The following is a 19883-nucleotide window of genomic DNA, read 5'->3' on the forward strand; positions in this document are numbered from 1 at the left end:
ATGTCCTGCTCCCGTTCCGTGCACTCTCCGGCGGTTAAGCTGATGAGTCATGAGGCGGCTATTGCGACGGCGGGAAGAGGCGGAGATCGCCGGCGAGGTGGCGGCCGCCGCGGCGGTGTCCGTCCCCGAGGTCGTCCCCGACCTCACGGCGGCGGCGTTCTTCGACGTCGACAACACCATGATGCGCGGCGCCTCGATCTACCACTTCGCCCGGGGACTCGCGGCGCGCGGCCTGTTCACCAGCCGTGACCTCATGAAGTTCGCCCTCGGCCAGGCGTGGTTTCGCGTGCGGGGCAACGAGAACCCCGAGCACATCGCCAAGGCCAAGGAGATGGCCCTCGCCTTCGTCGCCGGGCTGAAGGTGGACGAGGTCGTCCGGCTGGGCGAGGAGATCTACGACGACGTGATGGCCGACCGCGTGTGGCAGGGCACCCGCGCGCTGGCCCAGGCGCACCTGGACGCCGGGCAGCGGGTGTGGCTGGTCACCGCCACGCCGGTGGAGCTGGCCCGGGTCATCGCGCAGCGGCTCGGGCTCACCGGCGCGCTCGGCACGGTCGCCGAGACCGCCGACGGCGCCTACACCGGAAGGCTCGTCGGCGACCTGCTGCACGGCCCGGCCAAGGCCGAGGCCATCCGGGCGCTGGCGCGCCGCGAGGGCCTCGATCTGGCGCGCTGCTCGGCCTACAGCGACTCGGCCAACGACCTGCCGATGCTCTCCCTCGTCGGGAGCCCGCACGCCATCAACCCCGACAGCGAGCTGCGCGAGCACGCCAGGGAGAACGGCTGGGAGGTCCGCGACTTCCGCACGGGCAGGAAGGCGACGATGATCGGCCTGCCGATCGCCGCGACCGCGGGAGCCATCGCGGGCGGCGTCGCCGCCGGGATCGCCCTGCGCCGCCACTACCGCTCCGCTCTCTGACGTCATCGCCTGATCTGGCCACCCGGTTCAGTGGTGCGCGGGCTCCGCGGCGGAATTAAGGCGGCCGGGCACCTCACCCCCGTGGCCGCGCGGCCGGGGTTCCGCCCGGCACGCACCTGAACGGCGGTCAGGCCACGGACCGTCCCGGCGCAGGGCCTGGTGGGGAGCCCGGTGCGGCCCGCTGGATCAGGCCGGCCAGCTCCCGGTTCACCAGCGCGGGGCGCTCGAAGCCGATCATGTGCCCGGCGGCGGGGATCCGGACGAACCGGGCCTCGGGCAGCGCCTCGGCGATCCGGCGGCTGTGGGCGAGCGGGGTGAGCCGGTCTCGCTCCCCCACCATGACCAGCGTCCGCGTCCGCTGGAGCGCCTTCAGCGCGGCGAACTTGTCGTGCACGCGGAAGTCGCGGAAGAACCCGACCATGACCTCCGTGGGCGTCGCCGCGGCCATCGCGTTGACCAGCCGGATGTGCCGGCGGCTCGCCCCCTTGCCGAAGGCGACGTACCGGGTCACCGGCAGGTTCGTCCAGTCCTTCACACGCGGCCGCGCGTCGATGACCGCGGCGCGGGCCAGCATGTTCTCGAACAGCAAGGGCGTGACGCGGGGAGCCAGCCGTCCGAGCGGCCCGGGGAGGCCGAAGGTGCTGGCATCGAGCCCGCCGGACGAGGTGCTGAGCAGCGCCGCACCGGCCACCCGAGACTCGACCAGGTCGGGGTGCCGGTCCGCGAGCGCCATGATCGTCATGCCGCCCATCGAGTGGCCGACGAGGACGACGGGCAGCCCCTCCGGCACGGCGGCCTCGATGACGGCGGCCAGGTCGTCGCCCAGCCGGTCGATCGTGCACGCCTCCAGCGCCCCTGCCGAGGAGTCGCCGTGCCCGCGCTGGTCGTAGAAGACGAGCGCGCCCAGGCCTGCCAGGGCCTCGCGCTGGAGCTGCCAGCACTGCCGGTTCATCAGCCAGCCGTGCGCGAAGACGACGGCGCAGCGGGGATCGGGGTGGTCGTCGATCTCCACGGCCAGACGGACCCCGTCGTCGGTCGTGACCGTCGCCCGGCGCCCGGACGGACCGTTCTGAGCCGCTGCGGCCTTCGCTCGCCCGATCTGGACGCGTCGCGCGGTGCCGATCGCCAGGCCGAGGGCGAGCCCGGCGAGGGCGGCGTTCCGCCCCTTGCTCATGGTGCTCCTCCGGGGGTGAGAGTGAGCACACCATACCGACCAGTAGGTCGCTTTGTTAGACCCAGCCCCCAATAATTCTCAGGCGCCCTTACGCGGCAACGCAGCGGCCGCGCTGTAGGACATCACGCCGCCGGAGCCGTTCGGGAAATAGGTCAGCAGCAACTTGCCGTCGCCCACTCGTCCCGATCTACGCGACCACAGCAGCAGGAGCCCCGGTTGTCACATCACGATCGGGGGAAACGCCGGGCCCCGGCGCAGGCGCAGCGCGTCGAGCTGCCGTTGCATGGTCTCCCTGACGTGGTCGGTCAGGTCGAAGACCAGCATGGGGTCGTCGGCCTCCTCCGGGGCGTACTCGTCGGTCCGGATCGGCTCGCCGAACTCGATCAGCCACTTGGACGGCAGCGGAAGCAGGCCGAGCGGCCCGAGCCAGGGGAACAGCGGCGTGATCGGCAGGTAGGGCAGGCCGAGCAGCCGGGCGAGCGACGGAATGTCGCCGATCTTGGGATAGATCTCCTCCGCCCCCACGATGGCGCACGGGACGATCGGCACGCCGGCTCTGATCGCCGACGCGACGAACCCGCCCCGGCCGAACCGCTGGAGCCGGTAACGCTCGGAAAACGGCTTGCCGATGCCCTTGAAGCCCTCGGGGAAGACGCCGACGACCTCGCCCTTGCGCAGCAGCCGGTCGGCGTCCTCCGGGCAGGCGAGCGTGTGCCCGGACTTGCGGGCCAGGTGCCCGAGCACGGGAAGCTGATAGACCAGGTGCGCCCCGAGCAGGCGCAGCGGCCTGCCCAGCTCGTCGTGCACCGCGACCTGCAGCATGAGCGCGTCCACGGGCAGCGTGCCGGAGTGGTTGGCCACGATCAGCGCGCCCCTGTCGGCCGGCACGTTGCCGAGCCCGAGGGCCTCGGCCCTGAACCAGCGCCGGTAGAGCGGGCGCAGCACCTCCAGCAGCACCTTCTCGTTGAGTTCGGGATCGAAGCCGAACTCGTCGATCTCGTACTCGCCGGTGACCCTGCGCCGCAGGAACGCGAACAGCTCGGCGAGCCGCTCGTCGGCCGTGCTCCCGTCCGCGCTTTCGCCCGTGCTTTCGTCCCTGCGCCGGCCCTGGAAGTCGTCCATCAACGTCCTGTCACGAAATCGGCCAGCCAGTCCACCATGGCGCGCGGCAGGTCGCCGGGACCGCCGCGCGACCTGAGGAAGTCGTCGAACGCCGCCGCCGTGCTGTACTTCGGCCGCCAGCCGAGCTCGGCGGCGAGCCTGGTGGTGTCCACCGCCCGGCCGTGGCTCATGAGCGCGAGCTGCTCGGGCGAGAAGTCCACTAGCCGCGCGCCCCGGGCGAGCCCGCTGACGAAGCGGAAGGCGGGGGACGGCATCGGGATCACCGGCCGGCCCGTGCGGCGCGCGCACTGCGACAGCAGCAGGACGCCGTCGCCCGCGACGTTGAACACGCCCGGGTGGTCGGCCCGTGCCGTACGGCACAGCACCTCGACGGCGTCGTCCTCGTGGACGAACTGCAGCCGGGGATCGAAGCCGAGCACGGTGGGCAGCACCGGCTGCGAGAAGTAACTCGTCAGCGGTGAGTCGACGCCCGGCCCCATCAGGTTGGCGAACCGCAGCGTCGTCGTCGTCACGTCGGGCCGTCGCCGGGCGAAGCCCCGCACGTACGTCTCGACCTCGGTGGCGTCCCTCGCGTACCCGGAGTGCGACACCTCGACCGGCTCGGTGTCCTCCGTGAACACGGCGGGAGCGTGCGGCGAGGAGCCGTACACGGCCGTGGTCGACCGCACGACCACCCGGCACACCGTGGCGGAGCGCTGACACGCCGCGAGCAGCTGCATCGTCCCGATGACGTTGTGCTCCTTCATGGCCGGCCGGCCGCCGCCGGTGCCACTCACCCGGCCGCCGCCGGGGCCGCTGACCAGGCTGAGGTGCACGACGGTGTCGACGTCGGCGTCCCTGATGACCTTGACCAGGTCGGGACTGCGCAACGCGACCCGGACGAACTCGGTGCGGCCGAGCACCGCGCCGTCCTCCCCGGCAGGGGATGGCGGCGGCGCCGTGTCCACGCCGATGACCCGGTCGATCTCCGGGTCGGCCGCGAGCGCGATCGCCACACGAGCGCCGATGTGACCGGAGACACCGGTGACCAGCACAGTACGAGTCATCGACGCCTCGCCGGGGGTGTGCGTGTTCACGGTCGCCCGGTCCCTGAGGACCGGTGCGCGCTCCGTCTCGGCTACTTCTTGTTACGCCGCTGGATGCGGGTCTTCTTCAGCAGCTTGCGGTGCTTCTTCTTGGCCATGCGCTTGCGGCGCTTCTTGATCACAGAGCCCACGGGACCCCCAGGTGAAGGTGTGTCTGTCAAACCGGCGCGCGAGCGCACACCGGCACAACAGACTACCGGCGATCCGTGGTAGATCGCTCCCCCGGGGGACCCCGCGTCGGCCGGGAGTCGGCCACGCCGCCGTCAAGCGTGGTCGCCTGCGCGGTTCACCCTGCTTCGATGAACGCGTCCCGTAAGTAGTCGTGGACCGCCTGCTCGGGCACTCTGAAGGACCGGCCGACACGGATGGCCGGTAACTCCCCGGAGTGCACGAGCCGGTACACGGTCATCTTGGACACCCGCATGACGGTCGCCACCTCGGCCACCGTCAGGAACTTCACCTCGCTGAGAGGTCTTTCGCCTGCACCCATCGGACGCCTCTTCCGCACGTGTTTCCGGGTTATCCCCACTGGTGCCATTGCTCACGCACGTGTACTGCCGTCAGCGTAAGTCCGGACTCCGAGTAGGCAAACCCCTCATTCCATCAGTCACCGGAGCCGTGTGCCGTCAAAATCGGGAAAGTAGCTGGCAGCAGCCGGGCCGTGCCCCTCGCCTCAATCTTGGAACGGACCAACTTCTCTCACATTAGAGTCGCCCAGGCACACAAAAAAGTTGGCAAACGGTCGACACACAGGCGCAAAAACGGGCGCGAAATGCCCGGTTTGGGAGGTCCGGAAGGGGAGTCAGAGGCTGCGGGCGACCCGGGCGAGCAGGTACGCCGTCAACGGAGCGTAGAAGCGGGGAAGCACATTGTCATCCAGGGGCACGGTGACGGCGATCTTCCCCTCGGCCTCGCCCACGAACAGCGCGGGGTCGTTGCTGTCGGCGAAGCCCACGGTCTCGACCCCGGCCTCGCCCGCGGCCCCCGCCCAGCCGTGATCGGCGATCACGAAGTCGGGCCGCTCCTCGGCGAGCATCGCCTCCATCGGCGCCGCCTCGTGGGTGTGCACGAACGTGCCCCGGTCCTCCAGCATCGCCACGCCGTCGAGGTAGCGGATCCGCCTGCGGCGGCCGAGACCGCCGACGTACGTCCACCCCTCGGCCGGGAAGAGCAGGGTCGCCCCGTTCTCCGCGAGGAACCGCGCCAGCGCGAGGTGGACGGTGAGCAGGCCGGTCGGGTGCCCGGTGGCCAGCACGATCCGGGGCGCGGCGCGCCGCAGCACCTTGGCGATCCGCTCGCCCATCTCTTCGACGGCGTCGATGGTCCGCTCGGGGTCGATGGTGTCGGGGCCCTCGCGGTGGCCGGGATCGGCCGCCACCCCCGCCTTGTCGGCCATGAGCGCCAGCACCTCGCGGTAGGACCACTCGCCTGCGAAGGTGAGCCCGAAGAGGTAGTGCGGGTCGCGCAGCGCGAGCGACCGGTAGTGGTCGAGGTTGTTCTCGCGGCTGGTCGCCACGTCACCCGCGATGGCGGTCCGGACGAGGTGGTCGCGCAACTCGGCTCGGGTGGGAGGGGTCACGACAGGTACAGCGCTCCTCGGCTCGGCGTGATTCCGTACTTCTCAGGGCATGGGGTCCAGGCCGTGGAAGGGGAACACCGCCTTCCTGGTCGCGATGACGGCCCGGTCGACGGCGTCGGCTGGATCGTACCCTTCCGAAATGTCCCGCCATTGCGGGTGCCGCCCGTCCGTCATGGTCAGGGGTGGTATCTCCCCGGTGCGCGTCTCCACGTACGTCCGCCAGCTATCCGGTGTGGCGGTCGACGGCTCGACGGGATGCCCGAGCGCCTCGGCGATCAGATGCGTCCACGCCCGCGGCACGACCTGGACCAGCTCGTATCCCCCGCCGCCCACCGCGATCCACCGGCCGCCGGCGGTCTCGTGGGCCAGCCGGTGCAGCGCGGCGTACGCCGTGCGCTGCCCGTCCAGGCTCAGCATGAGATGGGCCAGCGGGTCGAGGGCGTGGCTGTCGCAGCCCTGCTGGGTGACCAGGATCTGCGGCGCGAAGGCGCGCAGCAGCGGCGGGACCACCGCGTGGAAGGCGCGCAGCCAGCCGGTGTCGCCACATCCGGCCGGCAGCGCCACATTGACCGCGGTGCCCTCCGCGCCGGTCTCCTGGGGGAAACCGGTGCCGGGGAACAGCGTGCGCGGGCTCTCGTGCAGGCTGATCGTGAGCACCCTCGGGTCGTCGTAGAACGCCGTCTGCACACCGTCGCCGTGGTGCACGTCCACGTCCACGTACGCGATCCTCGTCGCGCCCTGCGACAGCAGCCACGCGATGGCGACCGCCGGGTCGTTGTAGACGCAGAAGCCGCTGGCGGCGCCGGGCATGGCGTGGTGCAGCCCGCCCGCGACGTTGACCGCGTGCTCGGCCTCGCCCGTCCACACCGCCCTGGCGGCGGCCAGTGACGCGCCGGTGACCAGGGCGGACGCCTCGTGAACGCCCGCGAAGGCGGGGTTGTCCTCGGTGCCGAGCCCGTAGCGCAGGTCGGGGCGGCCGTCCTTGGAGACGTTCTTGACCGCCTCGATGTAGTCCCGGTTGTGCACCAGCGCGATCTCGTCCTCGGTGGCGGGGACGCACCCGCTCATCTCGGCGCCGTCGAGCACGCCCAGGTCGCGGGCGAGCGCCATGGTGAGCTCCACGCGTACGGGCGCGAGCGGATGGCCGGGCCCGAAGTCGTAAGAAACCAGAGCGTCGTCCCAGACGACCCGCACCGCCTGACTCATGCCGTGACGGTACCGCACGGGCCGTGACCGGCGTTCACTCGGGCGTTCAGTCCGTACGGAGGGCGACGACGGGATCGAGCCCGGCCGCCCGCCGGGCGGGGGCGACGCCGAAGAAGACGCCGACGGCCGCGGAGACCCCGAAGGCGAGCACGATCGACCACCAGGTGATCGACGCGGGCACCGGCGAGACCGCCTGGATCAGCAGCGCCCCGCCGACTCCGGTCAGGATGCCGATCACACCGCCGATCGTGGTCAGCAGCACGGCCTCGATGAGGAACTGGCCGAGGATGTCGCGGCCCCTGGCGCCGAGTGCCTTGCGCAGGCCGATCTCCTTCGTGCGCTCCCTGACGCCGACCAGCATGATGTTGGACACCCCGACGCCGCCGACCAGCAGGGAGATCCCGGCGATGGCGGCCAGCACGCCGGTCAGCATGCCGAGGACCGTGCCGATCGTGCCGAGGAGCTGGGTCTGCGTGACGGCCGAGAACGTCTCGCCCGGGTAGCGGGCGTCCAGGGCGGCCACCACCCGCCGCCGCAGCGGTTCGATCTCGTCAGGGCCGGAGGCGCCGACGGCGATGCCGTTGATCCTCGGCAGCCCGATCAGCCGCTGGGCGGTGGTGACCGGCAGGTGCACCTCCTGATCCCGCGCCACCCCGAACGTGGATCCGACGGTCTCGTAGACGCCGATCACCCGGAACCGCACCCCCGCGATCGTCACCTGGCGGCCGATCGGATCCACATCCCCGAACAGCTTGGCCGCGACCTCCGAGCCGAGGATCACCACGCGCCGCCGCGTGTCCACGTCGGTCTCGGTGAGATAGCGGCCCCGGCGCAGCGGCCGGTCGAAGACGTGCGGCATGTTCTCGTCGGTCCCGGTGAGCGTGGCGAACACCTCCACCCGGCCCACCCGGACCGGCTCGCCGGAGTTCACCGCGACCGTCACCTTCGACGGGTCGCCGACCACGCGCCGCACGTACGCGACGTCCGACAGGTCGAGGCGGCTCTGTGTGGGGGCCGCGCCCAGCCCCACCTGGCCGGGGACGACGAGGATGATGTTGCTGCCGAGCCCCGAGATCTCCTTTTCGACGGCGTTCTTGGCCCCGGTGCCGATGGCGACGAGGATCACGACCGAGAGCACACCGATGATCACCCCGAGCATGGTCAGCGTGCTGCGCAGCCGGTTGACCCGCAGCGCCTCCACCGCCATCCGCAGCGCCTCGGCGGTCCTCATGCGTCGCGCTCGATCCGGCCGTCGCGTACGTGGATCTGGCGGCGGGCCCGGGCGGCGACCTCGGCGTCGTGGGTGACGAGGACGACGGCGACGCCGCCCTCGTTGAGCCGTTCGAGCAGGCCCATCACCTCCTCGCCGTTGCGGGTGTCGAGGTTGCCGGTGGGCTCGTCGGCCAGCAGCACCCGGGGATCGCCCACCAGCGCCCGGGCGATCGCCACCCGCTGCTGCTCGCCGCCGGACATCTGGGACGGCCGGTGCGTGAGCCGGTGGCCGAGCCCGACCGCCTCCAGCGCCGCCCTGGCCCGCTCCCTGCGCTCGGCGCGGGACACGCCCCGGTAGACCAGCGGCAGCGCCACGTTGTCGAGCGCGGACGTGCGGGCCAGCAGGTGGAAGGACTGGAACACGAAGCCGATCGTGCGGTTGCGCAGATCGGCCAGTCCCGCGTCGTCGAGCGTCGCGACGTCCACGCCGTTCACCCGCAGGGTGCCGGAGGTCGGCCGGTCGAGGCAGCCGAGCAGGTGCATCAGGGTGGACTTGCCCGAGCCCGACGGGCCCACGATCGCCGCGAACTCCCCCTGGTCGACGCGCAGGCTCACCCCGCGCAGCGCGTCGACCAGCACCCCGCCGTCCAGGCGGTAGGAGCGGGTGAGGCCGATCGCCTCGAACGCCGGGACGGATGCGCCGGTCGGTGCCGTGGCGGGTTCGCCGGCACGCTCGTCGTGGCTCACGACAGCGACTGGCCGGGGCGTACGGCGTCGGCGCCCTTGACGACCACCCGCTCACCTGGGGACACCCCGCTGAGGATCTCCACGACCGCGTCGCCCTGCGCGCCGAGCCGGACGACCCGCCGCTCGGCCCTGCCGCCGCGCACCGCCCACACGATCGTCTCCCGGCCGCTCGTCACGATCGCCGACGCGGGCACGGCGGTGGCGTTCTCCGAGCGGCGTACGGCCAGCCGCACCACGGCGCTCATCCCCGGCTTGGGCGCGGGGGCCGCGCTGCCGTCGTCGTAGGCGCCCCGGCCCAGGCGCAGCCGTACGGGATAGCTGCCCCCGCCGGTCGCGCCCTCCTTGGGGGTGACCCCCACGCCCGTCACGCTGCCGGTGTACGTCGCGCCGGTCACCGCGTCGAACTCGACCTCGGCCGGCGTGCCCCTGCGCACCAGCAGCACGTCGGTCTCGTCCACGTCCGCGGACAACGTGAGCACCGACACGTCGGTCACCGTGACGATCGGGTCCCCGGCGGCCACCGGGACACCCGTGGCGATCGTCCCCCCGGAACGGCCCGCGGGAGCGGCCGCCGCGGCTCCCGCCTGGCCCGCCAGCCCGGCCGGCAGCTGCGAGACCAGCGCGCCGAGGCCGGCGGCGCCCGCGGCCGGGGACGCGCCGCCGAGCGTGACCACGCCGCCGAACGGCGCCCTGACGACCAGGGCGTCCACGGTCTGCTCGGCCGCGTGCACGGCCGCCCTGGTCTGCGACCTCGACGCGGCCCGCAGGGACGCCATCGACGCGCTCAGCCCGCTCATCCCCGCACTCACCTGGCCGCTCACCTGCGAAAGCGTCTGGTCGAGCGAGCGGGTCAGCCCGTCGAGCACCTCGCCGAGCGCCCGCCGCTGGGCCCGCTGACGCTTGTCCGCGGCGTCGATGGCGGCCAGCAGCCGGGCCCTGGCCGCGCGGTCGCCGATCGACCTGGCGGCTTTCCTGGCCTGGGCGAACGACCGGGCGACGTGCGCGTCGAGCGAGCTCGGCAGCCGCGGGCGCGGCAGCCGTACGCTGACCGGACCACCGCTGAAGGACACCGGGCGGGCGGCCTGCCTGTCGGCCTTCCGCGCGGCCGAAAGCTGCTGCCTGGCCTGGGGGGAGCTGATCCTGGCCAGGATCTGGCCCTTCTTCACGGTGTCGCCGTCCTGGACGTACAGGCGGGCGACCGTGCCGGAGGCGGGGGCGGTCAGAGTCGCCGTCGCACGCGCGCCCACCGTCGCCGGGGCCTCGACGACCTCGCTGACGGTGGTTCTGGTGACCACGGCCACCGGGGCCTTCTGCGGTTCTGAGGACGTGCACCCGGCGGCGAGCAGGACGGCGAGAAGCGGGACGATCCCGCGACGAGACGTCACCCGCCAATCGTAAAGCGATGGTCAACCGCCGTCCCGGGAACGCCGGTCAGCGCAGGGCATAGTGCGGCAACCGGGGCAACCTCAGGAGGAAGCGCCGTAGGTCAGCCGGCGGCGAGGCGTCGGCTGCGCTCGCAGGCCGCCTCGATCGCGTCGAGGAACGCGGCCCGCACCTTGTGGCGCTCCAGCTCGGCGATGGCGGAGATCGTGGTGCCTCCCGGCGAGGTCACGGCCTCGCGCAGGATCACCGGGTGCTCCCCGGAGTCGCGCAGCATGATCGCGGCGCCGACGATCGACTGGGTGACCATGTCGAGGGCGGCGGCGCGCGGCATGCCCAGCAGGATCCCGGCGTCGACCATGGCCTCGACCAGGTAGAAGAAGTACGCCGGGCCGCTGCCGGACAGGGCGGTGGCGGCGTCCTGCTGCGACTCGGGGATGCGCAGCACCTTGCCCACCGGGCTGAGCAGTTCCTCGGTGCGCTTGAGGTGCTCCTCGGAGGCGTGCGCCCCGGCCGAGATGACGCTCATGGCCTCGTCCACCAGGACCGGCGTGTTGGACATGACGCGGACGACCGCCACACCGTCCCCGAGCCTCGCCTCCACGAACGCGGTCGTGATGCCGGCGGCCACCGAGATCACCAGCCGGTCGGCGGCCACATGCGGGGAGATCTCGGTCAGCAGCGCGCCCATGTCCTGCGGCTTGACCGCGAGGATCACAGTGTCGGCCAGCTTGGCGGCCTCGGCGTTGCTCGCGACCCGCACGCCGTACCGCTCGCGCAGCGCCTCCGCCCGCTCGGGCCTGCGGGCCGTGGCCACGATCTCTTCCGGCCGCAGACCGGCGCGTACCAGCCCGGAGAGCAGGGCCTCGCCCATCTTTCCGGTCCCGAGAATCGCGATCATTCCTGCACCTCTTCTGGGCTTCGCCGGGATCTCCCCGCAGCCTACCGACCCTGCCGGACGGAGCCGAATGCGCTGCGCCACGCGCCGGCCGGAAGGGTCAGTTCCAGTGGCCCGCGGCGGCGGTCTCCGCGACGTAGTCCTCGAACCGCCTGGGCGGCCGGCCGAGGGCGTGTTCCACGCCGTCGGAGGGCGTGGCGCCCCGCCCGTCGCGGATGTCCACGAGGAGGCCGGTGAGCAGCCGCGCGACGCCGGAGGGGACGCCGTTCGCGACCTGACGCTCCACGAAGACCTCGGGATCGACGTCGACGTGCCGGATCGTGCGCCCCGTGGCCCTGCCGACGAGGCCGGCCGCCTCTCCGAAGGAGATGGCCCGCGGGCCGGTCAGACGGTAGATCCGGCCGCTGTGGCGCTCGTGCGTCAGCGCCGCCGCCGCGACCTCGGCGATGTCCTCGGCGTCGACGAACGGGGTGCGCCCGTCGCCGGTGGGCAGGGCCAGGGTCCCGGCGAGGATCCCCTGCCGCCAGAAGGCCTCGCTGAAGTTCTGCGAGAACCAGTCGGGCCGCAGGATGGTCCAGCCGGCGCCCGAGTCGCGCACGGCCTGCTCCGCGGACTTCAAAGGGTGATCGTCACCGGCCTCGCCCACGCCGTAGGCGGACAGCAGCACCAGCCGCCGCGCGCCCGCGGCCACCGCCTCGGCCACGAGAGCGGGGACGCGCGCCCGGCGGTCCAGGCCCGGCCGCAGGTCGGGCTCGACGATGTAGACGGCGGCGGCCCCGTCGAGCGCGGGAGCCCAGGTCTCCGGCCTGCCCAGATCGAAGGGGACGTCCCCGCCGGTCCGGGACGCCGTACGGGCCTGCACACCGGCGGCCTTCAGCCGCCGGACGACGCGACGACCGGTCTTGCCGGTGCCGCCGATAACGAGGATCTTCTCCATGGCTCAAGCAAACCGGGGGAAGCGAAGACGATCCATGGGAGAACGTCGCCCATCCATTTGTGATCGTCTACCGTGACGACATGGACGTGCTGAGCGATCTGCTCCACCGGGCTCACGCCAGGAACGCCCTGGTCCGGCAGTTGATCCAGCGGCCGCCGTGGGCGCTGGCCTTCACCGGTGCCCCTCCTCTCACCGTCGTGGCCGCGCTCGGCGGCCACGCGTCGGTCCGGCTCGACGACGCCGGCGTCGCCCCGGTGCGCCTGGCCCCGGGTGACATCGCCCTCATCGGCGGTGCCCACGCGCACACGATCGCCGACGATCCGTCCACCCCGCCGCAGGCCGTGATCCACGGCGACAGGAAACACGTCGTCGGCGGCGAGGGGGCGGCCGGGGCGCGGCGGAGTCTGGGCCCGCGCACCTACGGCGACGGCCTGCCCGGAGCCACGATCATGCTCAGGGGCGCCTGCGAACTGCGCGGCGAGGCCGGCGTCCGGCTGCTGCGCATGCTGCCGCCGCTGGCGGTCGTGCCGTCCGGGCCGCGCACCCGGGCGGCCCTGGATCTGCTCGCCACCGAGGTCGCCCGCGACGAACCGGGCCAGGACGCCGTGCTCCACCGGCTGCTCGACCTCGTGCTCGTGCTGGCGCTGCGGGCCTGGTGCGCCGGGCCGGAGGCTCCGCTCCCCTCCTGGCACCGGGCGCTGGCCGATCCCTCCGTCGGCGAGGCGCTGCGCCTGCTGCACGACCGTCCCGCTCATCGGTGGACGGTCGCCGAGCTGGCGGCCGGGGTGGGCATGTCCCGCGCCGCTTTCGCCGCGCGCTTCAGGAGCATGGTGGGCGAGCCCCCGCTCACCTACCTCACCGGCTGGCGGATGACCCTGGGAGCCGATCTGCTCGGCGACACCGATGCCACCGTCGCCGCCGTGGCCCGCGAGGTCGGCTACGAGGACGCGTTCGCCTTCAGCGTGGCGTTCAAGCGCGCCCACGGCGTCAGTCCCTCGGCCTGGCGCCGCCGGACGCGCTGAGCCCATGCCCGGGGCGTACGGCGGCACTCAGGGGATTCGGTCAGGAGGTACGGCGGCGCAGCGTGGCGGCGCCGAGCAGAAGGGCCAGCACGGCCGACCCCGCCACCACGACGACGTCGCGCCAGAACTCGCCGCCCGGGTCGGCGTCCGCGACCGCGTGCGCCATCGCCTCGATCGCGTACGACATGGGCAGCACGTCCGAGATCCATTCCAGCACGGTCGCCATCTGCCCACGCGGCACGAGGATCCCGCCGAGCAGGATCTGGGGGATCATCACGAGCGGCATGAACTGCACGGCCTGGAACTCCGTACGGGCGAACGCGCTGCACAGCAGGCCGAGCGCGGTGCCGAGCAGGGCGTTGAGCAGGGCGACGAGCACCAGCGGCCACAGCGGGCCCGGCAGGTCCAGGCCCAGCCAGGTGAGGGAGACGGCCAGCGCCAGCGCCACCTGGACACACGCCGCCAGCCCGAACGCGAGGCCATACCCGAGGAGGAGGTCGAGCCGGCCGAGCGGCATCGCCATGAGCCGCTCCAGCGTGCCCGACGTGCGCTCGCGCAGGGTCGCGATCGAGGTGATGAGGAACATCACCAGGAAGGGGAAGACGCACAGCAGGATCGGCGCCCAGTGACCGAACGACCGCTCGTCGTCCATCACGTAGTAGAGCAGGATCATCACCAGCGTCGGCACCAGGACCATCAGCGCGACCGTCCGCCGGTCGTGGCGGAGCTGCGTCATGATCCGTCTCGCGGTGGCGAGGGTGATCGCGAGACTCATGCCGCCGCCCTCTCCTCGATCAGGCGCAGGAACGCCTCCTCCAGGTCGGCCGTGCCCGTGTGCGCGCGCAGGGCGCCGGGGGTGTCGTCGGCGAGGATCTCCCCCTGGCGCAGCACGATCAGCCGCTCGCACCGCGCGGCCTCGTCCATGACATGGCTGGACACCAGGATCGTGGCGCCGCCCTCGGCCAGGCGGTTGAAGAGCGTCCACAGCTCCTGCCGCAGCACGGGGTCGAGCCCGACCGTCGGCTCGTCCAGCACGAGCAGTTCCGGACGGCCGAGCAGGGCCACGGCGAGCCCGGCGCGGCCCAGCTGGCCGCCGGAGAGCGTGGACCCGAGCTGGTGGGCGGCGTCGGCGAGGCCCACCTCGGCCAGCACCCGCTCGGGGTCGTCCTTCGGCGCGCCGAGCACGGCGGCGAAGTAGCGCAGGTTCTCCAGCACGGTCAGGTCCCGGTAGACCGCCGGACTCTGCGTCGAGTAGCCGATCCTGCGGCGCAGGCCCGCGCTCCCGGCCGGCTCGCCGAGCACCCTCACCTCGCCGCCGGACACGGTCTGGACGCCCACGATCGCCCGCATGAGCGTCGTCTTTCCGCAGCCGCTCGGCCCCAGCAGGCCGGTGACCTGCCCTCGCGGCACCTCGAAGGTGAGGCCGTGCAGGACCTCCGCCCCACCCCTGACCACCCGCAGATCCCGTACGGCGATCGCGGGATCCGATAAATTCATCATGTGATGAAATTAGCCTCGCGACAGAGGCGCGTCAATGTATGAGCGCCTGCTCGGTCACCGCCGCGGCGCGGCGGCGGATCGGGCCACAGTGCCGCGAGCGGGGTCCGCCGGATCCGGCACCTCGCACCAGGCCGGAGGCCAGACGCGCACGGTCGCGGTGGTGCGCGGAAAGGTGACGCCGGACAGCTCGCCGCCGCCGATGTCGGCGCCGCCGAAGTCCACGGAGCCCTTGAAGTGCGTGTCCGCCAGGTCCAGACGCTGGAGGCCGCGCGGCTCGCCTCCCTGAACCCTGACCGTGAACGCTCTGATGCTCCGCTGGACGACCGATAGGCCCTTGTGCTCCGCTTCGAATCGCACGGCGGCCGCCTCGGGGTCGGTCTTGTACGCGATGCCGCGCGACGCCGCGCCGGCGAAGGACGCGTCGTCGAGGAACGCGCAGTGCCGGAAACCGGCCCGGCCGAAGAACGTCCCCGCGAAGGAGGTGGGGCCGGCGAAGTCCGAATAGCGGAAACGAACACCGCAGCGGAAGATCGCGGAGCCGAAGTCCAGGCCGCCGTCGAAGGTCACGCCCTCGAAGTGGCCCGCGAAGAACTCGCTGTTCTCGAAGCTCGTGAGGCCGTCGAAGCTCGCCCCGGCGAACCTCGCCGTGCCGAATCGGGCCCCGCCGAAGTCGGCGTCCGTGAACGTCGCTCCGCCGAAGTCGGTGTCGAACCTGAACAGCGCGTACGCGAAGCTCACCCCGCCCCGGAATCCGGCTCCCGCGAAGTCCGCTCCGAAGAACGTCGCGGTGCCGAAGTCGGCGAAGCCCCGGAACTCGGCGCCGGTGAAGTCCGCCCTGCCGCGGAAGCGGCAGTCGGTGAAGGCCGTCCTGCCGGAGAAGACCGCCTGCGCGAAGCTCGCCGCCTCGACCTCGCTGCCGCTCACGTCGAAGTCGACCAGGGATGCCCTCGTGAGGTCGACGGCGACGCCCGGCCAGTGATCGCCGTCGTCGCCGTACGTGCCACCGGAGGACTTCAGATGACGGACGACGATCCGCTGTGCGGTCAGGCGGGCCTCCAGGTCCGGTGAGTGCTCCCGGCCCGGGGCGTGGTCCCCGGCACCGGCCGCGTCCCCGGCCGGCTCGCGTGCCCGGTCCACCGGGTCATCCACCGCGCCTGTCGGCAGCGGGGCCCGCAGGTACGCGCAGAGCACATCCATGACGGCCTGGCGGTGCTCGGGGTTGTTCCGGCCCAGCCGCTCCAGGGCGTACATGGCCGCGATGCGCACGCCAGGGTTGCCGGAGCCGAGCTGGTCCACGGCCTTCGAGTAGAGCTCCGTAACCCGCTTCTCCGTCGCGTCGTACTCCTGGTAGACCTGCGTGCGCTCCCCCAGCCACTGGCGGCGGACACCGAGCAGGAGCGCCACGCCTCCGGCGGCTCCCGCGCCCACCGTCAGGCCGCTCTTGATCGCGTCCAGCCGAAGGGCGGGATCCGCTCCCGCGATCGCCGTGAGGGCCGCTGTGGCGATCCAGGTCGAGACCGCGACGCCCATGAGGCCGCCGACGATCCACCAGACCGACAGCACCCGCATCGGGGAGGGCGACGTACGCACGGACCTGGAGTTCGTGGCCAGCAGCACGAGTCCGGCCATCAGCAGCACCAGCCCGCCGAGGACGAGCACGCCGCCGAGCGGTACGCGCGCGAGGAGGCCGGCGATGTCCGTCGAGCGCGCCGCGAGGACGACGGCGGCCAGCCCGGCGAGCAGAGCCGCGGCTCCCGTGGCCTTGCGCATCCGCGTCCCCTCTCGAATCCGCCGTCGCAGGCGGCCCGTCCGGCGGCTCCCGACATGATCACGTACCCGTCCCGGCCGCGCAAAGGGCCTTCGGTGCGGGGCGCGGGAGCGGCGCCCCGGGCGGTCGCGGCGGGTGAACCTGCGGCTCTTTACAGCCGTGTAAGGGGCATGAGAAAGCTCTGGCTCGTGGCCCTCCTCTTCCTGGCGGTCGCCTGCGGAGGGACCTCCTCCACCTCGGCATCACCCGAGCAGCCCGAGGGCTCCCCCTCCGGCGCCGGGGCCGATCACAGCACACCCGCACCGGCCTCGCCGCCCGGCACGGCACCATCTGGCGCGCCGTCTCCCGTGACCCCGGCCGGCCCCACCCTGAATCCGCGCAAGGTGCCGTGGGAGAGCGCCACCCCCACCGGCGACGGCAGGTCCCTCGACGTCGTGTGGTGGTCCGGGGTGGAGCCCTGCACCGTGCTCGACCGCGTCGAGGTGACCGAGACCGCACGCGAGGTCACCGTCACCCTGTACGAGGGACAGGACCGGCGTTCACCCGACGCCGTCTGCATCGCGATCGCGATCATGAAGACCACGAAGGTGCACCTCAAGGCCCCGCTCGATGGCCGGAAGGTCGTGGACGGCGCGAAGTAGACGATGCCCCCCGTCCGGAGTCCTCCACCCCGGACGGGGCAGACAGGACAGGCCACACAGGTTCGCGATGACGGGATGAAATCCGCGCGCTCCAGGGTTGAGCCCCATAGACTCAAGCTGTTTGACAGACCCCTCGGCGGGGCTAGTATTTGAGTCTGACCGACTCAACTTTGACTACAAGGACGTACTCATGGCACGTGCGGTAGGTATCGACCTGGGGACGACCAACTCCGTCGTCTCGATTCTCGAGGGCGGCGAGCCCACGGTCATCGCGAACGCTCAGGGCTCGCGGACCACGCCGTCCGTGGTCGCGTTCGCGAAGAACGGTGAGGTTCTCGTCGGCGAGGTCGCCAAGCGGCAGGCGGTGACCAACGTCGACAGGACCATCCGCTCGGTCAAGCGCCACATGGGCACGAACTGGTCGATCGAGATCGACGGCAAGAAGTTCACGCCCCAGCAGATCAGCGCGTTCGTCCTGCAGAAGCTCAAGCAGGACGCGGAGGCGTACCTGGGTGAGAAGATCACCGACGCGGTGATCACCGTCCCTGCGTACTTCAACGACGCCCAGCGGCAGGCCACCAAGGAGGCCGGCCAGATCGCGGGCCTCAACGTGCTGCGCATCATCAACGAGCCCACCTCCGCGGCCCTGGCCTACGGCCTCGACAAGGAGAAGGACCAGACCATCCTGGTCTTCGACCTCGGCGGCGGCACCTTCGACGTGTCCCTGCTCGACGTCGGCCAGGAGGACGGGCACGGGTTCGTCGAGGTCAAGGCCACCAGCGGTGACAACCACCTCGGCGGCGACGACTGGGACCAGCGGGTCGTCGACGAGCTGGTGACCCGCTTCAAGAACGCGCACGGCGTGGACCTGTCCAAGGACAAGATGGCCCTCCAGCGCCTGCGCGAGGCGGCCGAGAAGGCCAAGATCGAGCTGTCGGCCCAGACCGAGACCACGATCAACCTGCCCTACATCACCGCCTCCTCCGAGGGCCCGCTGCACCTGGAGGAGAAGCTGACCCGGGCGGAGTTCCAGCGGATCACCGCCGACCTGCTCGAGCGCTGCAAGGGCCCCTTCCACCAGGTCATCAAGGACGCGGGGATCAAGGTCTCCGACATCGCCCACGTGGTCATGGTCGGCGGCTCCACCCGCATGCCCGCCGTGTCCGACCTGGTCAAGGAGCTGACCGGCGGCAAGGAGCCCAACAAGGGCGTGAACCCGGACGAGGTCGTGGCGATCGGCGCCGCGCTCCAGGCCGGTGTCCTGAAGGGCGAGGTCAAGGACGTCCTGCTGCTCGACGTCACCCCGCTCAGCCTGGGCATCGAGACCAAGGGCGGGATCTTCACCAAGATCATCGAGCGCAACACGACGATCCCGACCAAGCGCTCCGAGGTCTTCACCACGGCCGAGGACAACCAGCCGTCGGTGCAGATCCAGGTCTACCAGGGCGAGCGCGAGATCGCGGCGTACAACAAGAAGCTGGCCACCTTCGAGCTGACCGGCATCGCCCCTGCCCCGCGCGGCATCCCGCAGATCGAGGTCACCTTCGACATCGACGCCAACGGCATCGTGAACGTGTCGGCGAAGGACCTCGGCACGGGCAAGGAGCAGTCGATGACCATCACCGGCGGCTCGGCCCTGGGCAAGGACGACATCGAGCGCATGATGCGCGAGGCGGAGTCCTATGCCGAGGACGACAAGCGGCGCCGCGAGGAGGCCGAGGTCCGCAACAACGCGGACGCGCTGGCCTACCAGACGGAGAAGTTCCTCCGCGAGAACGACGAGAAGGTCCCGGCCGACGTGAAGACCGAGGTCAACGACTCGCTCGCCGAGCTGAAGAAGGCGCTGGAGGGGACCGACATCCCGGTCATCCGCACCGCGGCCGAGAAGCTCGCCACGGTCAGCCAGAAGATGGGCTCGGCCATCTACGCCCAGTCGCAGCCCGGCGCCGAGGGCGCCGCACCCGGCGCGGACGCGGAGGGCGCCCAGGCGAAGGCCGACGAGGACGTGGTCGAGGCTGAGATCGTCGACGACGAGCGGGAGGGCGGCCGCAAGTGAGCCCGCGTGAGAACGGCTCCGAGGAGGAGCCGGTGATCCGCGACAACCGCAAGATCGACCCGGAGACCGGCAAGGCCCGTGAGTCCGCCGGGGACGCGCCCGAGGGCGCCCCCGCGGACCAGGGCACGGAGACGGCGGCGGCGCCCGCCGAGGGGTCCGCGACGGACCTGCTCGCCGAGCGCACCGCCGATCTGCAGCGGCTCCAGGCGGAGTTCAGCAACTACCGCAAGCGGGTCGAGCGCGACCGGATCACCGTCAGGGAGCAGGCCGTCGCGAGCGTGCTCACGGAGCTGCTGCCGGTGCTCGACGACATCGGCCGCGCCCGCGACCACGGCGAGCTCACCGGCGGCTTCGCGAAGGTGAGCGAGTCGCTGGAGGCGGCCGTCGGCAAGCTGGGCCTGACCGCGTACGGCGCGAAGGGCGAGCCCTTCGACCCGACCGTGCACGAGGCCCTGCTGCACAGCTACTCGGCGGAGGTGACCGAGCCGACGTGCGTCGAGATCCTCCAGCCGGGCTACCGGATCAACGAGCGGATCCTGCGCGTCGCCCGCGTGGCCGTCGCCGAGCCGAGCGAGGAGACGGCGGAGGAGACGGCGGCCGGCTCCGGCGAGTCCGGCGGACCGGACGAGAACTGAAA

20 protein-coding genes are annotated in these 19883 nt (G+C 72.0%); 5 read left to right on the plus strand and 15 right to left on the minus strand.

Annotated elements, in window-relative coordinates:
• Nucleotides 1-49: 49 nt before the first annotated feature.
• A complete protein-coding gene (locus FLW16_RS29205) occupies nucleotides 50-919 on the plus strand; it encodes an HAD family phosphatase (RefSeq protein WP_142563348.1) in 870 nt (289 codons plus the stop codon).
• A gap of 127 nt (nucleotides 920-1046) precedes the next feature.
• Here the strand turns inward: FLW16_RS29205 and FLW16_RS29210 are convergent, their stop codons facing one another.
• The 12 genes from FLW16_RS29210 to FLW16_RS29265 all read right to left on the minus strand — a co-directional run bounded on the left by FLW16_RS29210 (nucleotide 1047) and on the right by FLW16_RS29265 (nucleotide 12259).
• Nucleotides 1047-2093, minus strand: coding sequence for an alpha/beta fold hydrolase (locus FLW16_RS29210; RefSeq protein WP_142563349.1), 1047 nt, complete (start codon nucleotides 2091-2093; stop codon nucleotides 1047-1049).
• Nucleotides 2094-2312: 219 nt separating this feature from the next.
• Complete coding sequence (locus tag FLW16_RS29215; protein WP_142563350.1) at nucleotides 2313-3215, minus strand: lysophospholipid acyltransferase family protein; 903 nt, start codon at nucleotides 3213-3215, stop codon at nucleotides 2313-2315.
• Nucleotides 3215-4261: an NAD-dependent epimerase/dehydratase family protein gene (locus FLW16_RS29220; RefSeq protein WP_142563351.1), complete on the minus strand. Its 1047-nt coding sequence runs from the start codon at nucleotides 4259-4261 to the stop codon at nucleotides 3215-3217. The genes FLW16_RS29215 and FLW16_RS29220 overlap by 1 nt, the downstream gene beginning before the upstream one ends.
• A gap of 71 nt (nucleotides 4262-4332) precedes the next feature.
• Nucleotides 4333-4431: a 30S ribosomal protein bS22 gene (locus FLW16_RS29225; protein WP_018654693.1), complete on the minus strand. Its 99-nt coding sequence runs from the start codon at nucleotides 4429-4431 to the stop codon at nucleotides 4333-4335.
• A 155-nt stretch (nucleotides 4432-4586) separates the two neighbouring features.
• Entirely contained in the window at nucleotides 4587-4790 is a 204-nt protein-coding gene (locus tag FLW16_RS29230; protein ID WP_030456159.1) for a helix-turn-helix domain-containing protein, read from the minus strand.
• 312 nt (nucleotides 4791-5102) lie between these two features.
• Nucleotides 5103-5879, minus strand: a complete 777-nt coding sequence (locus tag FLW16_RS29235; RefSeq protein WP_142563352.1) for a phosphatase — start codon at nucleotides 5877-5879, stop codon at nucleotides 5103-5105.
• A 42-nt stretch (nucleotides 5880-5921) separates the two neighbouring features.
• Nucleotides 5922-7085: an acetoin utilization protein AcuC gene (locus tag FLW16_RS29240; protein ID WP_142563353.1), complete on the minus strand. Its 1164-nt coding sequence runs from the start codon at nucleotides 7083-7085 to the stop codon at nucleotides 5922-5924.
• A 46-nt stretch (nucleotides 7086-7131) separates the two neighbouring features.
• On the minus strand, nucleotides 7132-8316 hold the full coding sequence (locus tag FLW16_RS29245) for an ABC transporter permease (RefSeq protein WP_142563354.1): 1185 nt from the start codon (nucleotides 8314-8316) through the stop codon (nucleotides 7132-7134).
• The gene (locus FLW16_RS29250) at nucleotides 8313-9044 is read right to left on the minus strand and encodes an ABC transporter ATP-binding protein (protein ID WP_142563355.1); all 732 of its coding nucleotides are present in this window, start codon (nucleotides 9042-9044) and stop codon (nucleotides 8313-8315) included. The genes FLW16_RS29245 and FLW16_RS29250 overlap by 4 nt, the downstream gene beginning before the upstream one ends.
• Nucleotides 9041-10429, minus strand: a complete 1389-nt coding sequence (locus tag FLW16_RS29255; RefSeq protein ID WP_142563356.1) for an efflux RND transporter periplasmic adaptor subunit — start codon at nucleotides 10427-10429, stop codon at nucleotides 9041-9043. Before FLW16_RS29255 ends, FLW16_RS29250 begins: the two co-directional genes overlap by 4 nt.
• A 101-nt stretch (nucleotides 10430-10530) precedes the next feature.
• Nucleotides 10531-11325 (minus strand): pyrroline-5-carboxylate reductase, encoded by a 795-nt coding sequence (gene proC / locus FLW16_RS29260; protein WP_142563357.1) that lies wholly within the window; start codon nucleotides 11323-11325, stop codon nucleotides 10531-10533.
• Nucleotides 11326-11422: 97 nt separating this feature from the next.
• Nucleotides 11423-12259, minus strand: coding sequence for an NAD(P)H-binding protein (locus FLW16_RS29265; protein WP_142563358.1), 837 nt, complete (start codon nucleotides 12257-12259; stop codon nucleotides 11423-11425).
• 80 nt (nucleotides 12260-12339) lie between these two features.
• On the opposite strand from FLW16_RS29265, the gene FLW16_RS29270 reads away from it, so the two are divergent.
• Entirely contained in the window at nucleotides 12340-13281 is a 942-nt protein-coding gene (locus FLW16_RS29270; RefSeq protein ID WP_142563359.1) for an AraC family transcriptional regulator, read from the plus strand.
• Between the two features lie 40 nt (nucleotides 13282-13321).
• On the opposite strand, the gene FLW16_RS29275 is transcribed toward FLW16_RS29270, so the two are convergent.
• The 3 genes from FLW16_RS29275 to FLW16_RS29285 are packed head-to-tail and all read right to left on the minus strand — an operon-like array spanning nucleotide 13322 to nucleotide 16551.
• Nucleotides 13322-14056, minus strand: coding sequence for an ABC transporter permease (locus tag FLW16_RS29275; RefSeq protein ID WP_142563360.1), 735 nt, complete (start codon nucleotides 14054-14056; stop codon nucleotides 13322-13324).
• Nucleotides 14053-14781 carry an ABC transporter ATP-binding protein gene (locus FLW16_RS29280; RefSeq protein ID WP_260615695.1) on the minus strand — a complete coding sequence of 243 codons (729 nt, stop codon included), beginning with the start codon at nucleotides 14779-14781 and terminating at the stop codon, nucleotides 14053-14055. Before FLW16_RS29280 ends, FLW16_RS29275 begins: the two co-directional genes overlap by 4 nt.
• Nucleotides 14782-14835: 54 nt before the next feature.
• Entirely contained in the window at nucleotides 14836-16551 is a 1716-nt protein-coding gene (locus FLW16_RS29285; RefSeq protein ID WP_142563361.1) for a pentapeptide repeat-containing protein, read from the minus strand.
• Between the two features lie 168 nt (nucleotides 16552-16719).
• On the opposite strand from FLW16_RS29285, the gene FLW16_RS29290 reads away from it, so the two are divergent.
• From FLW16_RS29290 to grpE, 3 genes are all read left to right on the plus strand, one after another.
• On the plus strand, nucleotides 16720-17190 hold the full coding sequence (locus FLW16_RS29290; RefSeq protein WP_185949639.1) for a hypothetical protein: 471 nt from the start codon (nucleotides 16720-16722) through the stop codon (nucleotides 17188-17190).
• Nucleotides 17191-17380: 190 nt separating this feature from the next.
• Nucleotides 17381-19246, plus strand: coding sequence for a molecular chaperone DnaK (dnaK, locus tag FLW16_RS29295; protein WP_142563362.1), 1866 nt, complete (start codon nucleotides 17381-17383; stop codon nucleotides 19244-19246).
• Nucleotides 19243-19881 (plus strand): nucleotide exchange factor GrpE, encoded by a 639-nt coding sequence (gene grpE, locus FLW16_RS29300; protein WP_142563363.1) that lies wholly within the window; start codon nucleotides 19243-19245, stop codon nucleotides 19879-19881. Before dnaK ends, grpE begins: the two co-directional genes overlap by 4 nt.
• The last annotated feature ends 2 nt before the right edge of the window (nucleotides 19882-19883 follow it).

Origin of the sequence: Microbispora sp. KK1-11 (genome assembly GCF_006874435.1) — a bacterium.
Taxonomy (GTDB): Bacteria; Actinomycetota; Actinomycetes; order Streptosporangiales; family Streptosporangiaceae; genus Microbispora; species Microbispora catharanthi.

Coding starts and splice junctions, on each gene's coding strand:
- FLW16_RS29205 (WP_142563348.1), top strand. CDS start 50: ATGAGGCGGCTATTGCGACGGCGGGAAGAGGCGGAGATCGCCGGCGAG.
- FLW16_RS29210 (WP_142563349.1), bottom strand. CDS start 2,093: ATGAGCAAGGGGCGGAACGCCGCCCTCGCCGGGCTCGCCCTCGGCCTG.
- FLW16_RS29215 (WP_142563350.1), bottom strand. CDS start 3,215: ATGGACGACTTCCAGGGCCGGCGCAGGGACGAAAGCACGGGCGAAAGC.
- FLW16_RS29220 (WP_142563351.1), bottom strand. CDS start 4,261: ATGACTCGTACTGTGCTGGTCACCGGTGTCTCCGGTCACATCGGCGCT.
- FLW16_RS29230 (WP_030456159.1), bottom strand. CDS start 4,790: ATGGGTGCAGGCGAAAGACCTCTCAGCGAGGTGAAGTTCCTGACGGTG.
- FLW16_RS29240 (WP_142563353.1), bottom strand. CDS start 7,085: ATGAGTCAGGCGGTGCGGGTCGTCTGGGACGACGCTCTGGTTTCTTAC.
- FLW16_RS29245 (WP_142563354.1), bottom strand. CDS start 8,316: ATGAGGACCGCCGAGGCGCTGCGGATGGCGGTGGAGGCGCTGCGGGTC.
- proC (WP_142563357.1), bottom strand. CDS start 11,325: ATGATCGCGATTCTCGGGACCGGAAAGATGGGCGAGGCCCTGCTCTCC.
- FLW16_RS29265 (WP_142563358.1), bottom strand. CDS start 12,259: ATGGAGAAGATCCTCGTTATCGGCGGCACCGGCAAGACCGGTCGTCGC.
- FLW16_RS29270 (WP_142563359.1), top strand. CDS start 12,340: ATGGACGTGCTGAGCGATCTGCTCCACCGGGCTCACGCCAGGAACGCC.
- FLW16_RS29275 (WP_142563360.1), bottom strand. CDS start 14,056: ATGAGTCTCGCGATCACCCTCGCCACCGCGAGACGGATCATGACGCAG.
- FLW16_RS29280 (WP_260615695.1), bottom strand. CDS start 14,781: ATGATGAATTTATCGGATCCCGCGATCGCCGTACGGGATCTGCGGGTG.
- FLW16_RS29285 (WP_142563361.1), bottom strand. CDS start 16,551: ATGCGCAAGGCCACGGGAGCCGCGGCTCTGCTCGCCGGGCTGGCCGCC.
- FLW16_RS29290 (WP_185949639.1), top strand. CDS start 16,720: ATGAGAAAGCTCTGGCTCGTGGCCCTCCTCTTCCTGGCGGTCGCCTGC.
- dnaK (WP_142563362.1), top strand. CDS start 17,381: ATGGCACGTGCGGTAGGTATCGACCTGGGGACGACCAACTCCGTCGTC.